The following is an 18,463-nucleotide window of genomic DNA, read 5'->3' as shown; positions in this document are numbered from 1 at the left end:
AAAAATAAAAATTGGAGGTAATGAAGATGAAGTTTTCAGAGGAAATCCGCCAGGAAGTTGATCATATTTGGGAAGCAAGTTTTAACCATCCATTTGTTGCAGGAATAGGCGATGGCACATTGCCCATAGAGTGTTTTCGTTTTTATGTCAAGCAAGATGCCTATTACTTATCACATTTTGCCAGAGTTCAAGCTTTAGGAGCAGTCAAGGCTACAGATTTACATACAACAAGCAGGCTTGCCGGCCATGCACAAGGAACATATGAAGCGGAGTTGAAGCTTCATGAAAATTTTTCTGAGAGATTAGGGATCACAAAAGAAGAAAGGGAAAAGTTCAAACCTGCACCAACTGCTTATGCTTACACTTCCCATATGTATCGTGCGGCATATTCTGGTCATTTAGGGGATGTTATTTCAGCTATCTTGCCATGTTATTGGCTGTATTATGAAATCGGCGAAAAGCTGAAAGAGTGTAAACCGGAAGAGCCGATATATCAAGAATGGATAGCGGCTTACGGAGGAGAGTGGTTCCGCTCTTTGGTCGAAGAACAAATTGCAAGGCTTGATGAGATTGCTGAAAAAGTAACAGATGTAGATAGGGAAAGAATGAAGGAGCATTTTATTCTTAGCAGCCAATATGAATACTCATTTTGGGAAATGGCTTATTGTCTAGAGACATGGCCGGTGCATAAGGAAACATTAGAGGTATAAAGGAGATTGAAACAATGAAAAAAGGGTTGAAATTAACGGATATATTAGTCACGATCGTGATTGCCGTGGCATTTGGAATAGTCTATATCGTTTGGGGTTCACTTTATTATTCCGTTAAACCATTAGGATTACATGTAGATCAACTTATTTATGGGATGTGGTTTATAGCTGGACCCGTTGCCTTTTTAGTTTTGAGGAAACCGGGTGTGGCGCTACTGGCGGAGATTGCTGCAGCTTCCGGAGAATTCTTTCTAGGTTCACCATGGGGGCTAACCGTACTCTTATATGGAGTTGTACAAGGATTGTTCGCGGAACTAGTTTTCATGGCGGTCAGATATAAAAAGTTCAATATGTCGGTCGCTGTATTAGCGGCGATAGCATCCTGCCTGGGATCAGTCCTCATGGATTTTGCATATGGGGAAATAGGTGCGCTCTCTCTTTGGAATCTATCGTTATTCATGATTGCGAGGTTCATAGGCTCCATTTTCTTTGCCGGAGTGACTGCTTACTATCTAGTTAAAGTCCTGGAAGCAACAGGAGTAACTAATCTTGTACGTCCGGTTTCCAGTAAGGATTATGCAGAACTGGACCAAAAGTAGAGGTTGATGACCATGGAACGAATCGTTCATGTAGAAAAGTTAAGAATGAAATTTCCCGGAGATGAGTCTTTGCTATTCAAGGACCTATCCGTCTCGTTTGATAGGGGTGAAAAGGTTCTTTTGTTGGGACCATCAGGATGTGGTAAGTCCACACTTTTACAAGTGTTAAGTGGATTGATACCAAATTCCATCGAAGTCCCGATGAAAGCTGAAGAATTGAAGTGCCCTACTTCATGGGGATATGTTTTTCAAGACCCTGATAGTCAGTTTTGCATGCCATTTGCCGATGAGGAAATTGCTTTCGTCCTTGAGAATCTTTCCGTTCCTAAGCAAGAAATGAAAGAGAGGATCCAACATCATCTCCGTCAAGTTGGATTGAACCTAAAGACTATTCATACAAGTATTGATACATTATCAGGCGGCATGAAACAGCGTCTGGCGATTGCTTCGGTATTGGCACTTGAACCAGAAGTGATATTTTTGGATGAACCAACCGCTATGCTTGATCCGGAAGGAACAAAAGAAATTTGGGACTTGTTGAAGGGAATTGGACGAGACAAGACCGTTATTATCGTGGAACATAAAATTGACCATGTTTTAGAATTCATTGATAGAATCGTGCTTTTTAATGATGACGGTCAAATCATAGCTGATGGTCCAAAAGATACCATCCTTTCCCTATATAAAAATGAAATGAAGGAACACGGAATTTGGTTCCCTGGTGTTTGGGATGAATATATACACGACAATAAACCGATTCGCGAACACCAATCCAGTGACGGTGTCCCCCTTATGCAAGTCCAAGGTTTTAGTGGTTTTCGGAAAAAAGAAGAGAAAATCAAAGTTGAAGAGCTGCAGGTCCATTCAGGTGAATGGATTGTAATCAGGGGAGAAAATGGTGCGGGGAAGAGTACTCTCTTGCACGCACTGATGCAGTTCATAAAAACGAATGGCACGTATGAATTGATGGGTACCCCTATTAAAAGGGTGAAAAATCTAACCGATCATATGACGTTTGTCTTTCAAAATCCTGAGTTTCAGTTCGTTGCAAATTCTGTATATGAAGAAATTGCTTATTCATTGCGAATTGACAAAAGAACGCAACAAGAAATAGGGGAGAGAGTCCACTCATTGCTCGAAGTGTTCCGCCTAGAGGCGCATCAAGATAAACATCCGTTTCAATTATCAATGGGTCAAAAGCGTCGCTTAAGCGTAGCTGCCTCAATCGTAATTGAAAAAAAAATCATTCTCTTGGATGAGCCCACCTTTGGTCAAGATTCGAAAAATACCTTTGCATTACTGGAATGGTTTGAGGAATACCGAAGGCGCGGAATAACAGTGATCATGGTAACTCATGATGATCATATTTCAAATAACTTTGCAACCAGGATCTGGACGGTAAAAGATGGGAACGTAATAAGTGATGAAAAGGTCAGCACCCAATCCGGATTTGTGGAGACCAAAGTTTTATCATTATAAAAGGAGTGTCATGTAGGTGATTGTTTCAAGTGCAGAAACATGGCTCCATAAGGTCAATCCAAGCCTTAAACTTGTCGTATTGATTGTATTATGCATTGTGGCGTTATTCATTCATGATCTGAATTATATGATGAATGTGACGCTTGGAGTTTTACTCTTATTTTTGTGTTTTACCGGGCATTCGATTAAACGCATCTTGCTTTTGTCCATCCCGTTTTGTTTCATTTTTATATCCACTTCTCTAACAATGATTTTATTCGGTAAAGGTGAGACACTTTGGTTTGAGTGGGGTCTTATATCGATTACGGAAGAAAGTTTCATGAGGGGATTACTGGTAGGCTTTCGAGCCTTGCTTTTTGCGGCACTAGGTTTAACTTTTTCCTTGACGACGAGACCCGTGAACTTGTTTTATTCGTTAATGCAGCAAGTTAAGCTTAAACCGAAATATGCTTATAGTTTCATGGCGGCATTAAGGCTCATCCCCATCATGATGGAGGAGTTCCAAACGATACGAAACGCGATGAAGGTACGTGGTTTTGAAAAGGGAAAAGGGATTAGATCGGTATATTTTAAAATGAAAGCCTATTCCATCCCGTTGTTATCCGGAAGCATTAGGCGAGCTCACCGAATCGCGGTTGCGATGGAGGCGAAGCGATTTTCAGACACTCGGGATCGAACATACTATTATGAATTTGGGTTTTCAAAAAAAGACCATGGATTCATTCTGTATTTTATCATCCTGCTGTTGGCTGGGTTTTATCTATCGATTCAATTCCCATTACTGCCTATTTGAATGTATGAGATTGTAATTTACTAGTTAAGGGGTTCTTAGTATGAATGGACAGGAATTGCATATTATTTCAACTGGGAAACAGCCAATTGAAAAGTTCGTGGAGATTGCTTCAAGCATTCAGGAATATGTTAATTTCTTCTATTTAAGGGAAAAGCATATGAGTGCATCAGAACTCTATCGAGCAGTAGCCCTATTACATGACAAGAAGATCCCATTATCTAAAATCATCATTAATGACCGAGTGGATGTAGCTTGGGCACAGAAAGTATTTGGCGTGCAATTGGCTTTTCATAGTTTAGATGCCGGAGTCGTAAAAGGATCATTTCCAGAGATGAGTGTCGGCTGTTCGATCCATTCCATGGATGAAGCGAAAGCGGCCTTCCGTAATGGAGCCAATTACGCGATTTATGGACATGTTTTTGAAACGGACTCGAAACGCGGCCTTCCTCCCAAGGGAGTGGAGGAGCTTCATGCAATCACAAGAAATGTCAATCTTCCAATTATTGCAATAGGCGGTATAACACCTTCCAATTGTCATGTCGTGCGGGATGCGGGGGCACAAGGAATCGCGGTCATGTCAGGTGTGCTTGAAGCTGAAAATCCAGTTATAGCTGTTAAACAATATTTGAAGTCTTTAGGAAAGGAGACATAAGATGAATTCCATATATGATTCAATCATTGTTGGAGGAGGAGTAATTGGTGGATCCATTGCTTTTCAATTAGCCAAACGAGGTAAAAAGGTCCTTTTATTGGAAAAAGATAGACTTGCCAGTAAAGCATCCAGTGCTGCAGCCGGGATGTTAGGAGCTCAATCCGAGTTGGAAGCTGATAACCCCCTTTTTACATTGGCAAGCAAAAGCAGGGGGATGTTTCCAGCCCTTGCAGAAGAATTGAAAGACATAAGCGGAATAGACATCGAATTAGTGAATAAAGGTATGTTTAAAGTGGCCTTAACGAATGATCAGGTAGCCGAGATGAAGAACATGATCAAAATCCAGCAAAACGCCGGACTTGAGGCGGAATGGTTATCGACTGCCGATATAAGGAAATCGGAACCGCTTCTTTCGGATGAGATTAAGGGTGCCATGTATATCCCGAAGGATGGACAAGTCTCAGCAACAAGTCTGTCGCTCGCTTTTAGTAAATCTGCAGCTGCCCTTGGTGTTGATATAAGGGAATTTGTCCATGTCTCTGATTTTCGTACGGAAAACGGCTCTGTAAAAGGAGTGGTCACTAATATAGGCGAATTCTCTAGTGAAAATGTAATTGTAGCAAGTGGGGCGTGGAGTGCTTTCCTCCTTGAAAAATCAGGGATAAACCTCGATACCTACCCGGTAAAGGGAGAGTGCTTTTCCGTCCTGACTGATCGTCCATTGCTAGAAAAAACGATCTTTTCACATGGCTGCTATCTTGTACCCAAAGTTGGCGGGAGAATCATTGTCGGGGCAACGGTTAAAGCGAACACATTCGATCAAAAGGTAAGTATGGAAGGGATTTCGACGTTAATAGAAAAGGCAACGCGATTGCTTCCGGCAATAAAAGGAACCGAATGGGAAAAAACATGGGCAGGCATACGCCCTCAAACAGGTGATGGCCTGCCGTACTTTGGTGAACATCCAGCATACAAAGGGCTTTTCATTGCAACGGGTCACTACAGGAATGGTATCCTTCTTTCTCCAATTACAGGCGTGCTTATAGCGGACCTTGTGGAAAGAAAGACAAATCCTGAATGGTCCGCTTTTCGATTGAATCGTTCGATACAGACCATTTTTTCTTAATGGAGGTGATTGAATTGGAATTGATTATTAACGGGGAAAAAATACGCATTCCTGATGATGAGTCAACTGTTGCAGGACTTTTGCAACACTTTAATTTACATCATAAAGTAGTGATCGTTGAATTGAATGATGAAATACTGGCAAAAGAAAATCAAAGTGAAACACGTTTGTCAAATGGTGACAAGGTAGAGATTGTACATTTTGTAGGAGGCGGATGATATGTTAAAGATTGGTTCTTATGAATTTTCTTCAAGATTATTATTAGGTACTGGAAAATATCCGAATTTCGATGTTCAAAAGCAATCGGTGGAAGTTTCAGAGACGGAAATATTAACTTTTGCAGTCCGGAGAATGAATATCTTTGAAGCCACTCAACCTAATTTCTTAGAAAAGCTTGATTTGAAAAAATATACACTCCTTCCCAATACAGCAGGAGCTAAAACGGCTAAAGAAGCAGTGCGCATAGCCCAGCTTGCAAAGGCCTCTGGTTTATGTGACATGATTAAGGTAGAAGTCATTGGTTGTCAAAAAACACTACTGCCTGATCCAATTGAAACCTTGAAAGCCGCTGAAGAATTAGTGAAACTTGGATTCATCGTATTACCCTATACTTCGGATGACGTGTTGCTTGCAAAACGGCTTGAAGAAGTGGGGTGCCATGCAATCATGCCTGGTGCTTCACCAATTGGCTCTGGTCAAGGCATTATAAACCCACTGAACTTACGATTCATCATGGAACAATCCGATGTTCCAGTAATTGTTGATGCGGGGATAGGAACACCCTCAGATGCGGCAATCGCCATGGAATTAGGGGCAGATGGTGTTCTGCTTAATACTGCAGTATCCGGTGCAAAAGATCCAATCAAGATGGCGAAAGCAATGAAACTTGCCATTGAGGCAGGTCGCTTGGGTTATGAAGCCGGCAGAATAGAAAAAAATGAGTATGCCATTGCAAGCAGTCCAGTTGAAGGAATGAGCATTGGATGAATGAGCGTTATTCACGTCAAGCTCTTTTTGTCCCAATAGGGGTAGAAGGGCAATCGAAAATTCGCCAAAAACATGTTTTGGTGATTGGAGCGGGTGCTCTCGGTACGGGAAGCGCGGAAAGCCTTGTACGTGCAGGAATTGGGAAACTGACCATTGTTGACAGAGATTATGTTGAGTGGAGCAATCTTCAAAGACAACAGCTTTATTGTGAAGAGGATGCTGAAAAAAGAATACCAAAAGCAGTGGCTGCCAAGAATCGTTTAAATGCGTTAAATTCAGATGTTATCGTAAAATCGCTTGTGTCTGATGTCTCGGTTGATGAACTGGAGCGACTCGTTTGTGGCGTGGATTTAATAGTGGACGCAACTGATAATTTCGATACGAGGATGCTTATTAACGATAGTGCACAAAAATTTAAAATACCATGGATTTACGGGGCCTGTGTAGGGAGTTATGGGATAAGTTTCACGGTGATCCCTGGGGTGACCCCATGTTTGAATTGCTTGCTGGAAACGGTTCCAATGGGAGGGCTGACTTGTGATACGGCGGGAATCATTAGCCCTGCCGTACAAACCGTCGTTGCCCATCAAATGACAGAAGCTTTAAAAATTCTTGTCGACGATTATGCATCTCTAAGAAACAAAATCGTTTCATTCGATCTTTGGAAAAACGAACATTCATCCATAAATGTAGCGAAATTAAAAAATGACTGTTGTTTGTCCTGTGGGAAGAATCCAACCTATCCCCACCTATCTTATTCGAATCGAACAAAAACAGCCGTTTTATGCGGAAGGGACTCTGTCCAGATTCGGCCGTCGATGAAGCACGATAGAGATTTTGAGGAACTCGAAAAAAATCTGCTTGCTCAAGGTGGTAAAATCGAAAGAAATCCTTATTTACTTTCATTTACAATCGGAACCCATCGGTTGGTCGTTTTTAAAGACGGACGAGCCTTGATACATGGAACAAAAGATATTGCAGAGGCCAAAACGTTATATCACCGCTTTTTTGGCTGAATAACTTTGATAACGGGAATGGCTATCACTAAATATTCACGATAAACGGTTTTGGGTAAGTAAAAGAGTCGCTCAAAAAAAACGGGCATATAATAGGAAGTTTTTTGCTATCCGCGTTTTGTTTTTGCGTAAATATTAATAAATAATAGAAGAAAAGCGGTGTCTGCCTTTTAAAGGGCGGGCACCGCTTCGTTATGGAACGCATATATAAAAGCTTACATTACATATCGTGACTGCTGTTATGTTTCTGACGGGAGTGCTGTCTATTTTTCACCTTATGTGAACCGCTTAGCGGGGCAGGTTGTCCTGGGTTATTTCCTTTAGGTGCATTTTTTCGAATATCTTTACCATCATTTTTGTTCATGTGTTGATCCCTCCTACTACTTAAGATAATCAGTCCGCGAAATTTTATTCACATACATATATTTGAAAACCTCGTACATCCTATGGATGGATACTAATTAAGGAGCTGAACACTAATGCAGGATAAACAAGATAAGCGAAGGACATTCCAAGAAGCCCAGCAAAGTTACCAACAAGTAAATGATGTATATTCATCCTTAGAAAAGACCACACCGAACTACGGCACAGAATTGAAACATGTGAAGCAAGAAGTGAACGAGGCCTATCAGCAAATACAATCTGCTTTAGTCACTGCTTCCGAGCATCAGCGAGAACAATTGAAACAATTCGAACAGGATATACAAGCTATCGTCAATGAAGTCAATTCAGAGGACTATTGAGTGACTGATTCTGTTCTCGTTTATTCGTGAGTTTATGCACTTTACTCATAAGTTTACGCGTTTTACTTGAGAATGAATAGGCTTTTTGAGAAATGCAGAGTATCTGCATTTTCAAAAAGCCTTTCCTGTTTAAAGCCTAGAGATGAGGAAGATCATTGGTTTTTCTTTCTTTTTTTATTATTTTGCCTTTGTATTTCGGATAATGGCGGTTCATTTCCCAATTCATCATTGTATCCCGCTCCATTACCTTGCGCTTTTGCCGCATTCATGCCTGGTATTACATGATTAGCCTTTTGTTTTGTCATTTCGACACCTCCATCCATAGAATGCGATAATGCTGAATGATTATGTATGTATGAGTAATAAGTTTTACTGGAATAATTTATCAGGTCAAAAATGGGAGGGTTTTCAATAAATGGCCTATCAGCAAGGCTATCTAAAAGCACTATAATATGTGAGGGAATTTTTTCTATAAGAGAAACTTATCAAAAACAATAACTTTCTTGATATTTACTTATACTCAATTCTATATTAGTATTAAGTTGAAGGAAGAGTTAGGGTGGGAGAAGAGAGAGAAAATTCGACAAACTAACTTTTTTACTTATATTTATTGTAAACATGGTTTCAGTGAACCAGGTTTTACTTTTATGTGCAGAATACGTTCTGACAGTTTAATAGGGGGTAATATTCATGACGAAAAATGACGTATACCAAGCGCGTAAATCCTTTGAAATTGAAGGGAAACGCTACAACTACTACAGCCTAGAAGCTATTGAAAAAGCAGGGGACGGCCAAGTATCTCGCCTTCCATATTCCATTAAAGTGTTACTTGAAGCGGTACTTCGCCAAGTAGACGGAAGAGTAATCACAAAAGAACATGTTGCGAACCTTGCTAAATGGGGAACAAGCGAGCAACAAGATATAGATGTTCCTTTCAAGCCATCTCGTGTTATCCTACAAGATTTCACTGGTGTTCCAGTTGTTGTTGATTTAGCTTCTCTACGTAATGCATTCGCTGCACTTGGTGGAGATCCTGACAAAATCAACCCGGAAATTCCAGTTGACCTTGTAATTGACCACTCTGTACAAGTTGATAAAGCAGGTACAATCGATTCCCTTGATGCCAATATGGATCTTGAATTCGAACGTAATGCAGAGCGTTACCAGTTCCTAAGCTGGGCTCAAAAATCATTCAATAACTACCGTGCGGTTCCACCAGCAACTGGTATCGTTCACCAAGTTAACCTTGAGTACCTTGCGAACGTAGTGCATGCAGTTGAAACTCCAAGCGGAGATTTTGAAGTATTCCCTGACTCTGTATTCGGTACAGATTCTCATACTACAATGATCAACGGTATTGGTGTTCTTGGTTGGGGCGTCGGCGGTATCGAAGCAGAAGCAGGCATGCTTGGACAGCCTTCATACTTCCCGGTACCTAAAGTAGTCGGTGTAAAACTGACTGGTCAACTTCCTAAAGGAACAACAGCTACTGACCTTGCATTGAAAGTGACTCAAGTTCTTCGTGCACACGGCGTAGTTGGTAAATTTGTTGAGTTCTACGGTCCTGGAGTAGGATACCTTCCACTTGCTGACCGTGCAACAATTGCTAACATGGCTCCTGAATACGGTGCTACAGTTGGTTTCTTCCCTGTTGATGCAGAAGCGATCGATTACATGCGCTTAACAGGCCGTGATGAAAAACAAATTAAAGTGGTTGAATCTTACTGTAAAGAAAATGGATTGTTCTACTCTCCTGAAAACGAAGATCCAGCATACAATGATGTTGTGGAAATCGACCTTTCAGCAATTGAACCAAACCTTTCAGGCCCTAAACGCCCGCAAGATTTGATTCCACTTTCTCAAATGAAACAATCTTTCCATGATGCTATCAATGCACCTATGGGTAACCAAGGTTTCGGCATGGACAATTCTGAATTGGATAAAGAAGTAACTGTTAAATTTGCCGATGGTAAAGAAACGGTAATGAAAACAGGTGCGATCGCAATTGCTGCAATCACAAGCTGTACAAATACTTCTAACCCATACGTAATGCTTGGGGCAGGTCTTATTGCTAAGAAAGCAGTTGAAAAAGGCTTGACTGTTCCGGATTATGTAAAAACATCATTAGCACCAGGTTCTAAAGTTGTTACTGGTTACCTTCGTGATGCAGGTCTTCAAACATACCTTGATCAATTAGGATTCAACGTAGTTGGTTACGGCTGTACAACATGTATCGGTAACTCAGGTCCATTAGCGGACGAAATCGAAGCGGCAGTTGCTGAAGCAGATCTTCTAGTAACTTCAGTACTTTCGGGTAACCGTAACTTCGAAGGTCGTATTCATCCATTAGTGAAAGCAAACTACCTTGCTTCTCCAACTTTGGTTGTAGCATATGCACTTGCTGGTACTGTGGACTTCGATCTTAACAATGATTCACTTGGTAAAGATAAAGACGGCAACGATGTGTATCTTGCTGATATCTGGCCATCACAAGAAGAAGTTAACGCTGCTGTTAAAGCAACGGTAACACCGGAATTATTCCGTAAAGAATACGAAACGGTATTCAACGATAACAAACGTTGGAATGAAATCCAAACAAGCAACGAAGCGATTTACGCTTTCGATTCTAAATCAACATACATTCAAAATCCTCCATTCTTTGAAGGATTATCACCAGAACCTGGTTCCGTTAACCCACTTTCTGGCTTGCGCGTAGTAGGTAAATTCGGTGACTCTGTAACAACTGACCACATTTCTCCTGCAGGTGCAATCGGTAAAGATACACCAGCTGGTATCTACCTTCGTGAAAACGGAGTGAAACCACGTGACTTTAACTCTTACGGTTCTCGTCGTGGTAACCATGAAGCAATGATGCGCGGAACATTCGCTAACATTCGTATCCGTAACCAAGTTGCTCCAGGTACAGAAGGTGGTTACACTACTTACTGGCCAACTGGCGACGTAATGGCTATCTATGATGCTTGTATGAAATACAAAGCTGATGGAACAGGTCTTGCTGTAATTGCTGGTAAAGACTACGGTATGGGAAGCTCTCGTGACTGGGCTGCAAAAGGTACTAACCTTCTTGGCATCAAAACAGTTATCGCTGAAAGCTTCGAACGTATTCACCGTTCTAACCTTGCATTAATGGGTGTTCTTCCTCTTCAATTCAAAGAAGGCGAAAACGCTGAAACACTAGGATTAACTGGTAAAGAAGCGATTGCTGTTAAAGTCGACGAAACAGTTAAACCACGTGATATCGTAACAGTTACAGCTACTGATGAAGCTGGAAACGTAAAAGAATTTGATGTACTTGTTCGTTTCGACTCTGAAATCGAAATCGACTACTACCGTCATGGCGGTATCCTTCAAATGGTATTACGTAATAAATTAAAAGGCTAATTCAGCTTTTTTACAGCGGTAAACCTACAAGTTAGGTTTACCGCTTTTTTTTGTGTGTCAAGTTTTTGAAACAGAGGAAGAACATGATATGATTATAGGATAAGCACTTTTCCGGATATCCTTTTATTGTTAAGATGGAGTAGGAAGTTGTTCTATTTCTGGAAACGGGCAAATATTTTGGTTGTAATGGGACTAGGGGGACGAGTATGGTTAAAAAAATTATTGCTTCGGTTGTCTTACTGTCACTGATTACGGTAGCGATCGTGCAGGCGATGGGTAATGAACCGACCAAAAATGAGGAAAAAGATTCTTTGGGAGGATTGAATATTGGCGCTAAAGCGCCGAATTTCTCCCTAGAGACTTTGGATGGTAAACAGGTTGAATTATCGGATTATAAAGGAAAAAAGGTAATGCTGAACTTCTGGGCTACGTGGTGTCCGCCATGTAAAAAGGAAATGCCGGATATGCAGAAATATTCGCAGCAGGCAGGTGATGATGTGGTCATTCTTGCTGTCAATATTGACCCGGAAAACGATGTCCGAGCATTTGCAGAGGAAAATGGGATAACTTTTACCATTCCTTTGGACAGTCAAAGTGCAAAAAATCCAGTGAATGAGCTTTATAAGATTCTTAGCATTCCGACTACATACTTCATCGACAAAGAAGGCATCATCAGGCATAAGGTAATTTCGGCCATGCAACTAAAAGATATGGAGCGAAATATCAATAGCATGCAGTAGCGGAACCTTTTAACGGTTCCGTTTTCTCATGGAACTAAAATATGTTAACAAAATTGTCAAAAGTTAATGAAAAGATTTAAAAAAATTCGAAATTTTTGGTTAATATACACGAAAAAGGGTTAAAGTATAGAGGGCATAGTAATAGAAAATTATCGGTTTGAAAAAACTGATAATTATGACAATTTATGAAATGGAAACCATATAGTCATAATTTTACGTAAATTTGGCCATGCTGAATAATAAACTAAAAATAAGTAGGTGAAAATCATGAAAAAAAGAAAAAGAACATTTGAAGAATTAATTAAAGAAAATAAAAAGGAATTACTGATGGACCTTAAACAAATGGAAAGACTTGAGGAACGTATTGAAAAAAGGCATATGCTAAAGGCTGAATAACATTTGCCAAGGCTTTCGTTCGAAAATATGAGCCTGTACTTTGAAGGTCCTCTTCAATGTGCTGGCTCTTTTTCTTGGCCTTTTCAAAAACTGGCATTCATGAAATGCCTCCTTTTTATCCATGATAAGAGAAGGAGGCGATAAAATGAGTAATCCAAAAAAAGATTCCAAACACTTTAGACCGAGCCATCTGGGAACACAACCAAGAGCAGCCGGTGGGAATAATGGCAAGCAAATGCAGGACAAATCAGGCAAACATGCTCAGGTAATTCAAACTAAAGGCGAGTAAGGATAGCCTGAATAACGATTTGTAATAATATTATTATGTAAACTAAAATTAACTTGAGGTGGAAATAATGGGCACAGATAAACACAATCAGGATAATCGTTTGGATAATGTTGAAAAAATACAGGATGCGATTCAAAATACTGAAGAGAACATAACCGAAGCAAATGAAACGTTATCATTCTCTTCTGGGGAGGGGAAAATGGCAATAGAGGCAAAAAATGAGCGAAGAAGAAAGAGCATTGATGGCATGAAGGAAGAAATGCAAGATGAGCAAGAAGCACGGGAAAGCGGTTATAATAACGATAATATTTAAGTGGATAGGTAGGGGAGAAAGAAGATCGAAATCTTTCTTCCCTTTCCATTTTCCTGTCAAAACAGCATAAATGAATGTTGAACTGCTGTTATGGTAAAATGTTTATATTGCTTTAGAAATGAAAGTGGGGAAAGAAAATGTTCATAGCTGAAAACGAAATTGAAGTGCGGTATGCCGAGACGGACCAAATGGGTGTCGTTTACCATGCAAATTATTTTATATGGATGGAACTAGGCAGAACAAAATTGATCAATGATTTAGGGTTTTATTATGCAGATATGGAAGCGGATGGAATCCTTTCGCCTGTCATGGATATTCAGGCTACGTATAAAACACCTGTCCGATATGGTGATAAGGTAAAGGTAAAGACCTGGATCGAATTGTATGACGGCTTACGGGTCATTTATGGTTATGAAATCGTTAATGGGAAAGGTGAAGTGGCGGCCACTGGTCATTCCTCACACGTTTGTGTTAAAAAGGACAGCTTCCGCCCAATATCCATCAAACGAATGTTTCCAGATTGGCATGAGGCCTATGAGAAAAATAAAAAACAGGATGAAATGGTTTAATTACAATAATTGAGGTGATTTTATAAATGGCTTTTGGCATTAAACGGGCAGATGTAGTGGCCTGGAAGCAGCAAATCGATCAAGGTCAAATTGCCTTTTTAACTCATTATTGGCTGGATGACCGATTTCCTGGTTGCAAGACGGTCACAAAAGTGGGGTGCAAAGATTTAGATCGTTTATCGGAGTGGGGTAAGAAATACGGTCTGAAAAAAGAGTGGATTCATCACAGGAAGGATGGCTACTCGCATTATGACCTATTAGGTGATAAGCAAAAGGAAATTCTTAAAGCGGAAAATATTAATGAATTGCTGCTCGATTAATTAGAAAAAATGCAACAGCAGCTTACAGGAAGCTGCTGCATGGTCATGCACTTTTTTCATAATGAAATTCAGGTTCAGTCAGATTTTCGTTAAAGGTAATATGTAAATCATGACCATCAAAGTACCAGATATCTTTTTCTTCTACATAGAAATTAATTTTATTTATTGTTAATACGGCTGCTGCATTTTCAGGTTCTTCTTGCATGATACCCAATGAAAATCCGCTTTGGACGGTACTATATCCACCATATCTTACATAAAAGCGCAAATGTGAGCCTTCTTGTAGCTCCAACTCATCAATATACCACTTAGCTGCTTGATCGGAAATGGTCAGTTTCATATTAATTCTCCTTCCTAAAGGTTCGTTATTTAAGTATAAAGTAATAATGAAGTAGATGCGAATATTGTGCGTTTCAGAAAGGAAACACCATGGAAATTATATATAATATATGTTTCATTACTCGAACAAGATCCACCGAAGATGAAGTGTTGATGCTATTTCGCAAAAAAGAACCGAATAGGCATAAATGGAATGGGATAGGTGGGAAAATAGAACAAGGTGAAACCATCCGTGAATCGATGGAACGCGAAATTCTTGAAGAAACTGGATTAAGGGTGAAGAGGCTGACCTTTCGAGGGTTAGTGACATGGAACCAAACGGGCGGAATGTATGTCTACCGAGCTGAAGATACTGGGGGTAGACTTAGTGCCTGTGATGAAGGAAAGCTTGCGTGGAAGCCATATCAATGGGTAATGGAGGCGGATGAAGTCGTGTCCAACATAAAGTATTACCTAAGGGATATATTATTGGATGACCCACCACTGGAGTTTGCATGTATCTATGAAAATGATCAATTAATATCCGTCAAAAAGAAGCATTTGCCTCATGTTGCTAGAAAGTTGACGTTGAACCATTGAAAACCGCCCATGCGCGGTTTTTCTATCGGTGATTATATTCACGATATCCTTCTGTAGTCGTTATAGAATACTTCAAGGATTCACCAGCCGGGCAAAGGTAAACGTGATTAGAAGAGTTGGAAATCCCGAACCTGTTGCCGCAGATGCAGCTTATATAACACCCAATAGTACGAGATACTTATTTGAAAATGAGATTACACCTGCCTTGCCATATACACAAACAGGCACAAGAAGGATATTTTCGTAAACATGAATATGTTTACGATGAATTCTATGAATGTTATTGAACGTGAAATCAATGGCGGCCTCTATTTAACGAATCAAATACGTTCGATGGCAAAAGTGGATCTAAAGTATACATATAAAGTTGAACTCACTGAATAGAAACAAGTTTAGTGAGCATCCGTAACACCTCAAGTAGACTGTAGTCAATGGCAATTGGAGTTCTATTCAACTGTTAAAACAAAGTGGATTGGAGCGAATGTCTGCGTTCCATCAACGTTTAAATTGTAAAAACCATAAAAAAAATATAGGCAAACTTGATGAATATCAAGTTTGCCTACAGTCTGATAGCTGCAGATTCCTGTAGCTATTTTGTATTTTCTTTTGCTTTTGCTTCAGCCTCTGCAAGCTTTCTCAGCAAGATGGGTGTAGGCATATGCATGATTTGCTCCAAGGGTAAGTTAAGGGACTTGGATAACTTTAATGCGGTTTCCGGTGAGATTTGTAATGGCTTCATGGATATTTCTCCTATTAGTAGATTATTAACTAGTTCCAGTTTAGCCTGTGCACTTCTATTATTCAATCCTTACATGGCCATTTCTTCATTAAACAAGTAACCTTTACCAAACCTTTGATGGAAAGTCGTAGATGAATGCAGGAATCACCTAGTTCATTTAACCTTGACAATGAGTTGGCTGGAGAGCAGAATAAAGTAAAAAGGTGTAGTCTTAACGAACTATTTTTTGGTTTTTATTACGAAAATTTCATTGGATTTTTGATAAAACCGGTATAAAGGTTGGTGTTGATTTGATAGGATTTCTTAAGGTTCACCTAATCTCAATCTATAAGAACAGGAGGGAGTAGGAAATGGGCTTTTTCATAAAAGCGAAGCCGGAAAAAGCAATCTGGCTTCAAAAAGCAAAAGACATGGATGGTATATTGAATGTAAGCAGTGTACAAGTGAGACTTCAGGTAAATATCATTGATTTAAACGAATTTGATTTAAAATTGATTCATGCTTTTAGAGCGGCAATCGAACCTCAGGTTGAAAGAGTTGTGGATGCCTTTTATCAAACGATTCTACAGGTTCCTGATTTGAAAAGGATAATAAGGCAGCACAGCACAGTGGAAAAATTGAGGAAAACGCTAATTTCTCATATGCTATCACTATTCAATGGTGTGATTGACGATGAATTTGTTCAATTACGAACGAAGGTGGCGAAGACTCATTATCGAATTGGCTTACAGCCCCGCTGGTATTCATCCGGTTTTCAAAATGTAGAGAATTTATTGCTGAAGATTGTCTATGAACAAACAAAGAATGAAGAAGAGCAACGGGCACTAATAACAGCGATAGGAAAAATACTCAATCTCGAACAGCAATTAGTACTTGAAGCCTATGAAGCGGAAAATTTAAAAGCAAGGGAAAATCATTATAATGAAATAAAAGAGGAAGTGAAAAAGAAAATCTCGCTGATTAGTGAAGAAGTACTATTATTAAGTAAAGAAACGGATGCATCCGTTAAACAGCTGATAGAAAACGGGTATTATGTCAAAGAGCAAATTGCAACGCGGGCTGAACAAACACTTCATTCAAGAACGATAGCTGAAGAGGGGCAGAATCGCATGCAGACCTTGACGGAAAAGATACAAAACCTTGTTATATTCATGAAAAATGTTGATGAAAATATCATTTTGTTAAACCAATCTTTCCTAAGCATTACCGAGTTTGTAAAGCTTGTACAGGGGATAGCCGACCAGACAAATTTACTATCATTGAACTCAGCCATCGAGGCAGCACGTGCTGGTGAACATGGTAAAGGATTTGCGGTTGTTGCGAATGAAGTCAGGAAGCTTGCTGAACAGACTAAAAATTCAATCACTGAGATAGATGCAATCGTTCATACTTCCGGTGAATTTATGAGAGAAGTGGTTGATTCCATACACAAGGTCAAGGGAGTCGTTCAAGCGGGTGAAGAAGAATCGGATTTAACCGAAAAGTCCTTCAATGAAATTATAGGAGTGATCGAAGGAAATATAACGGATTCAAAAGAGATGGAAATGACAATACAGGGATTAGTATCCGTCATCCAAGATATAGGGAACTCTACTGAAAAGGTGTCAGGACATGCCGGCATCCTGAACAACACGGCAAATGAATTATAGAATATAAATAAGCCCGTGCGGACGGGCTTATTTATATTTGGATATGCGTCAAAACTTCCTCTTAAAACCATTTGACTTTTGGTTCAGTTTTATCGATAATCCGTTTGATGTTCGCCCGATGCCGGTAAAAAATGAAAATTGTCAATATAGCCATTACAATAATAAGGGGAAAATCCTTAGTATGAAATACTAAACTGTATATAAGAGCAAGAAGACAAGCAATCATGGAAGAAAGCGAGACATATTTGGATATGTATAAGGTAATGAAGAATATGATAACGGCAATCACAAAAAATAATGGTTCATAAGCAAGAATGACACCAGCAGAAGTTGCCACCGCTTTTCCGCCCCGAAAGTTTGCGAAAATGGGAAACATATGCCCGATGACTGCAAAAACGCCGGCTAGCAATAAATTCATTTCCACGCCTAGCAATACAGGAAGAAAAGTAGCTAAAGTCCCTTTAAGTATATCCATGATCGTAACGGTAAGCCCTGCCTTGACACCTAGTGTCCGGAAGGTATTTGTCCCGCCCAGATTTTTACTGCCATGCTCCCGGATGTCAATCTTGTAAAAGGTTTTTCCGATAATTAAACCGGAAGGAATCGATCCAATCAAGTAGGCAGACAGTATAGTGATAAATGTAAGCATTCTATGACCCTTTCTTTAAAGAAAAATCTTCTTATTTTATCACGTTTAAGAGGCTGATTGTTCCCTTTTTCAAAAATAGACGTGAAATAGTCAAAAACAGCCTTAAAATACCTGATAAGTTTCTCTTATTGTAACATTTTCGTGACAAAATGGTATGGCTGTCCGAAAAAAAATCCACTAAAAAAATGAATTTCCCTTGATGAACATGCATCTTTTGATATACGTTTAAGTTCTCTGAAGGATAAAAGGTTTATGTTTTCTTATTTTCGTTAATATAAATGGAGGATACCCATTTGTATAAATTGATACAAAACATGGTAGTCTGTATAAAATATAAAGATAATTGAGTGAGACATACCTTTAAAAATACTTTC

General features: G+C 39.7%; 25 protein-coding genes. 20 read left to right on the top strand and 5 right to left on the bottom strand.

Annotated elements, in window-relative coordinates:
- Positions 1-26 precede the first annotated feature (26 nt).
- The 9 genes from tenA to ACFWE9_RS11245 are packed head-to-tail and all read left to right on the top strand — an operon-like array spanning position 27 to position 7,362.
- A complete protein-coding gene (tenA, locus tag ACFWE9_RS11285) occupies positions 27-710 on the top strand; it encodes a thiaminase II (RefSeq protein WP_377356807.1) in 684 nt (227 codons plus the stop codon).
- Positions 711-724: 14 nt separating this feature from the next.
- Positions 725-1,309: an ECF transporter S component gene (locus tag ACFWE9_RS11280; protein ID WP_377356805.1), complete on the top strand. Its 585-nt coding sequence runs from the start codon at positions 725-727 to the stop codon at positions 1,307-1,309.
- A gap of 12 nt (positions 1,310-1,321) precedes the next feature.
- The gene (locus tag ACFWE9_RS11275; RefSeq protein WP_377356803.1) at positions 1,322-2,788 is read left to right on the top strand and encodes an ABC transporter ATP-binding protein; all 1,467 of its coding nucleotides are present in this window, start codon (positions 1,322-1,324) and stop codon (positions 2,786-2,788) included.
- Positions 2,789-2,804: 16 nt separating this feature from the next.
- Positions 2,805-3,581 carry an energy-coupling factor transporter transmembrane component T family protein gene (locus ACFWE9_RS11270; protein WP_377356801.1) on the top strand — a complete coding sequence of 259 codons (777 nt, stop codon included), beginning with the start codon at positions 2,805-2,807 and terminating at the stop codon, positions 3,579-3,581.
- A 40-nt stretch (positions 3,582-3,621) separates the two neighbouring features.
- On the top strand, positions 3,622-4,233 hold the full coding sequence (gene tenI / locus ACFWE9_RS11265) for a thiazole tautomerase TenI (protein WP_377356799.1): 612 nt from the start codon (positions 3,622-3,624) through the stop codon (positions 4,231-4,233).
- A gap of 1 nt (position 4,234) precedes the next feature.
- Positions 4,235-5,359, top strand: a complete 1,125-nt coding sequence (gene thiO, locus ACFWE9_RS11260; protein WP_377356797.1) for a glycine oxidase ThiO — start codon at positions 4,235-4,237, stop codon at positions 5,357-5,359.
- Positions 5,360-5,373: 14 nt separating this feature from the next.
- Positions 5,374-5,577 (top strand): sulfur carrier protein ThiS, encoded by a 204-nt coding sequence (gene thiS / locus ACFWE9_RS11255; protein WP_377356795.1) that lies wholly within the window; start codon positions 5,374-5,376, stop codon positions 5,575-5,577.
- 1 nt (position 5,578) lies between these two features.
- A complete protein-coding gene (locus ACFWE9_RS11250; protein ID WP_230156366.1) occupies positions 5,579-6,346 on the top strand; it encodes a thiazole synthase in 768 nt (255 codons plus the stop codon).
- The gene (locus ACFWE9_RS11245; protein WP_377356793.1) at positions 6,343-7,362 is read left to right on the top strand and encodes a thiazole biosynthesis adenylyltransferase ThiF; all 1,020 of its coding nucleotides are present in this window, start codon (positions 6,343-6,345) and stop codon (positions 7,360-7,362) included. The genes ACFWE9_RS11250 and ACFWE9_RS11245 overlap by 4 nt, the downstream gene beginning before the upstream one ends.
- Before the next feature lie 220 nt (positions 7,363-7,582).
- On the opposite strand, the gene ACFWE9_RS11240 is transcribed toward ACFWE9_RS11245, so the two are convergent.
- Positions 7,583-7,726, bottom strand: a complete 144-nt coding sequence (locus tag ACFWE9_RS11240; RefSeq protein ID WP_083450736.1) for a small acid-soluble spore protein P — start codon at positions 7,724-7,726, stop codon at positions 7,583-7,585.
- 115 nt (positions 7,727-7,841) lie between these two features.
- Here ACFWE9_RS11240 and ACFWE9_RS11235 point away from each other — a divergent pair, with 115 nt between their 5' ends.
- On the top strand, positions 7,842-8,105 hold the full coding sequence (locus ACFWE9_RS11235) for a hypothetical protein (RefSeq protein WP_230156363.1): 264 nt from the start codon (positions 7,842-7,844) through the stop codon (positions 8,103-8,105).
- 152 nt (positions 8,106-8,257) lie between these two features.
- Here ACFWE9_RS11235 and sspO read toward each other — a convergent pair whose 3' ends face one another.
- Positions 8,258-8,410 carry a small acid-soluble spore protein O gene (sspO, locus tag ACFWE9_RS11230; protein WP_377356791.1) on the bottom strand — a complete coding sequence of 51 codons (153 nt, stop codon included), beginning with the start codon at positions 8,408-8,410 and terminating at the stop codon, positions 8,258-8,260.
- Positions 8,411-8,795: 385 nt separating this feature from the next.
- On the opposite strand from sspO, the gene acnA reads away from it, so the two are divergent.
- From acnA to ACFWE9_RS11195, 7 genes are all read left to right on the top strand, one after another.
- Positions 8,796-11,507 carry an aconitate hydratase AcnA gene (gene acnA / locus ACFWE9_RS11225; RefSeq protein ID WP_230156362.1) on the top strand — a complete coding sequence of 904 codons (2,712 nt, stop codon included), beginning with the start codon at positions 8,796-8,798 and terminating at the stop codon, positions 11,505-11,507.
- 206 nt (positions 11,508-11,713) lie between these two features.
- The gene (locus tag ACFWE9_RS11220; RefSeq protein ID WP_230156361.1) at positions 11,714-12,247 is read left to right on the top strand and encodes a TlpA disulfide reductase family protein; all 534 of its coding nucleotides are present in this window, start codon (positions 11,714-11,716) and stop codon (positions 12,245-12,247) included.
- Positions 12,248-12,514: 267 nt separating this feature from the next.
- Positions 12,515-12,643, top strand: coding sequence for an FbpB family small basic protein (locus tag ACFWE9_RS11215; protein WP_377356788.1), 129 nt, complete (start codon positions 12,515-12,517; stop codon positions 12,641-12,643).
- Between the two features lie 145 nt (positions 12,644-12,788).
- On the top strand, positions 12,789-12,932 hold the full coding sequence (locus ACFWE9_RS11210; RefSeq protein WP_230156360.1) for an acid-soluble spore protein N: 144 nt from the start codon (positions 12,789-12,791) through the stop codon (positions 12,930-12,932).
- 67 nt (positions 12,933-12,999) lie between these two features.
- Positions 13,000-13,245, top strand: a complete 246-nt coding sequence (gene tlp / locus ACFWE9_RS11205; RefSeq protein WP_230156359.1) for a small acid-soluble spore protein Tlp — start codon at positions 13,000-13,002, stop codon at positions 13,243-13,245.
- Between the two features lie 137 nt (positions 13,246-13,382).
- Positions 13,383-13,814 carry an acyl-CoA thioesterase gene (locus ACFWE9_RS11200; protein WP_377356786.1) on the top strand — a complete coding sequence of 144 codons (432 nt, stop codon included), beginning with the start codon at positions 13,383-13,385 and terminating at the stop codon, positions 13,812-13,814.
- A gap of 26 nt (positions 13,815-13,840) precedes the next feature.
- Positions 13,841-14,134, top strand: coding sequence for a hypothetical protein (locus tag ACFWE9_RS11195; RefSeq protein ID WP_230156357.1), 294 nt, complete (start codon positions 13,841-13,843; stop codon positions 14,132-14,134).
- A gap of 43 nt (positions 14,135-14,177) precedes the next feature.
- On the opposite strand, the gene ACFWE9_RS11190 is transcribed toward ACFWE9_RS11195, so the two are convergent.
- Positions 14,178-14,474, bottom strand: a complete 297-nt coding sequence (locus tag ACFWE9_RS11190) for a HesB/YadR/YfhF family protein (protein ID WP_230156356.1) — start codon at positions 14,472-14,474, stop codon at positions 14,178-14,180.
- Positions 14,475-14,563: 89 nt separating this feature from the next.
- Between ACFWE9_RS11190 and ACFWE9_RS11185 the strand changes: the two genes are divergently transcribed.
- Positions 14,564-15,052 (top strand): NUDIX hydrolase, encoded by a 489-nt coding sequence (locus ACFWE9_RS11185; protein ID WP_377356783.1) that lies wholly within the window; start codon positions 14,564-14,566, stop codon positions 15,050-15,052.
- A gap of 249 nt (positions 15,053-15,301) precedes the next feature.
- Entirely contained in the window at positions 15,302-15,436 is a 135-nt protein-coding gene (locus ACFWE9_RS11180) for a hypothetical protein (protein ID WP_290370526.1), read from the top strand.
- Positions 15,437-15,641: 205 nt separating this feature from the next.
- Here ACFWE9_RS11180 and ACFWE9_RS11175 read toward each other — a convergent pair whose 3' ends face one another.
- Positions 15,642-15,791, bottom strand: a complete 150-nt coding sequence (locus tag ACFWE9_RS11175; protein ID WP_377356781.1) for a YycC family protein — start codon at positions 15,789-15,791, stop codon at positions 15,642-15,644.
- Between the two features lie 350 nt (positions 15,792-16,141).
- On the opposite strand from ACFWE9_RS11175, the gene ACFWE9_RS11170 reads away from it, so the two are divergent.
- Positions 16,142-17,440 carry a protoglobin domain-containing protein gene (locus ACFWE9_RS11170; RefSeq protein ID WP_377356779.1) on the top strand — a complete coding sequence of 433 codons (1,299 nt, stop codon included), beginning with the start codon at positions 16,142-16,144 and terminating at the stop codon, positions 17,438-17,440.
- Positions 17,441-17,501: 61 nt separating this feature from the next.
- Here ACFWE9_RS11170 and plsY read toward each other — a convergent pair whose 3' ends face one another.
- The gene (gene plsY, locus ACFWE9_RS11165; RefSeq protein WP_230156352.1) at positions 17,502-18,089 is read right to left on the bottom strand and encodes a glycerol-3-phosphate 1-O-acyltransferase PlsY; all 588 of its coding nucleotides are present in this window, start codon (positions 18,087-18,089) and stop codon (positions 17,502-17,504) included.
- Positions 18,090-18,463 lie beyond the last annotated feature (374 nt).

This window comes from Peribacillus sp. NPDC060253 (genome assembly GCF_042727425.1).
Taxonomy (GTDB): domain Bacteria; phylum Bacillota; class Bacilli; order Bacillales; family DSM-1321; genus Peribacillus.
Note: the sequence above shows the minus strand (reverse complement) of the source record. Positions and strands in the feature narration are given on the sequence as shown.

Bases quoted from the DNA above. Each gene is read 5' to 3' on its own strand.
- tenA (WP_377356807.1), top strand. From the start codon at position 27: ATGAAGTTTTCAGAGGAAATCCGCCAGGAAGTTGATCATATTTGGGAA.
- ACFWE9_RS11280 (WP_377356805.1), top strand. From the start codon at position 725: ATGAAAAAAGGGTTGAAATTAACGGATATATTAGTCACGATCGTGATT.
- ACFWE9_RS11275 (WP_377356803.1), top strand. From the start codon at position 1,322: ATGGAACGAATCGTTCATGTAGAAAAGTTAAGAATGAAATTTCCCGGA.
- tenI (WP_377356799.1), top strand. From the start codon at position 3,622: ATGAATGGACAGGAATTGCATATTATTTCAACTGGGAAACAGCCAATT.
- thiO (WP_377356797.1), top strand. From the start codon at position 4,235: ATGAATTCCATATATGATTCAATCATTGTTGGAGGAGGAGTAATTGGT.
- ACFWE9_RS11250 (WP_230156366.1), top strand. From the start codon at position 5,579: ATGTTAAAGATTGGTTCTTATGAATTTTCTTCAAGATTATTATTAGGT.
- ACFWE9_RS11245 (WP_377356793.1), top strand. From the start codon at position 6,343: ATGAATGAGCGTTATTCACGTCAAGCTCTTTTTGTCCCAATAGGGGTA.
- ACFWE9_RS11240 (WP_083450736.1), bottom strand. From the start codon at position 7,726: ATGAACAAAAATGATGGTAAAGATATTCGAAAAAATGCACCTAAAGGA.
- ACFWE9_RS11235 (WP_230156363.1), top strand. From the start codon at position 7,842: ATGCAGGATAAACAAGATAAGCGAAGGACATTCCAAGAAGCCCAGCAA.
- sspO (WP_377356791.1), bottom strand. From the start codon at position 8,410: ATGACAAAACAAAAGGCTAATCATGTAATACCAGGCATGAATGCGGCA.
- acnA (WP_230156362.1), top strand. From the start codon at position 8,796: ATGACGAAAAATGACGTATACCAAGCGCGTAAATCCTTTGAAATTGAA.
- ACFWE9_RS11220 (WP_230156361.1), top strand. From the start codon at position 11,714: ATGGTTAAAAAAATTATTGCTTCGGTTGTCTTACTGTCACTGATTACG.
- ACFWE9_RS11215 (WP_377356788.1), top strand. From the start codon at position 12,515: ATGAAAAAAAGAAAAAGAACATTTGAAGAATTAATTAAAGAAAATAAA.
- ACFWE9_RS11210 (WP_230156360.1), top strand. From the start codon at position 12,789: ATGAGTAATCCAAAAAAAGATTCCAAACACTTTAGACCGAGCCATCTG.
- tlp (WP_230156359.1), top strand. From the start codon at position 13,000: ATGGGCACAGATAAACACAATCAGGATAATCGTTTGGATAATGTTGAA.
- ACFWE9_RS11200 (WP_377356786.1), top strand. From the start codon at position 13,383: ATGTTCATAGCTGAAAACGAAATTGAAGTGCGGTATGCCGAGACGGAC.
- ACFWE9_RS11195 (WP_230156357.1), top strand. From the start codon at position 13,841: ATGGCTTTTGGCATTAAACGGGCAGATGTAGTGGCCTGGAAGCAGCAA.
- ACFWE9_RS11190 (WP_230156356.1), bottom strand. From the start codon at position 14,474: ATGAAACTGACCATTTCCGATCAAGCAGCTAAGTGGTATATTGATGAG.
- ACFWE9_RS11185 (WP_377356783.1), top strand. From the start codon at position 14,564: ATGGAAATTATATATAATATATGTTTCATTACTCGAACAAGATCCACC.
- ACFWE9_RS11180 (WP_290370526.1), top strand. From the start codon at position 15,302: ATGAATATGTTTACGATGAATTCTATGAATGTTATTGAACGTGAAATC.
- ACFWE9_RS11175 (WP_377356781.1), bottom strand. From the start codon at position 15,791: ATGAAGCCATTACAAATCTCACCGGAAACCGCATTAAAGTTATCCAAG.
- ACFWE9_RS11170 (WP_377356779.1), top strand. From the start codon at position 16,142: ATGGGCTTTTTCATAAAAGCGAAGCCGGAAAAAGCAATCTGGCTTCAA.
- plsY (WP_230156352.1), bottom strand. From the start codon at position 18,089: ATGCTTACATTTATCACTATACTGTCTGCCTACTTGATTGGATCGATT.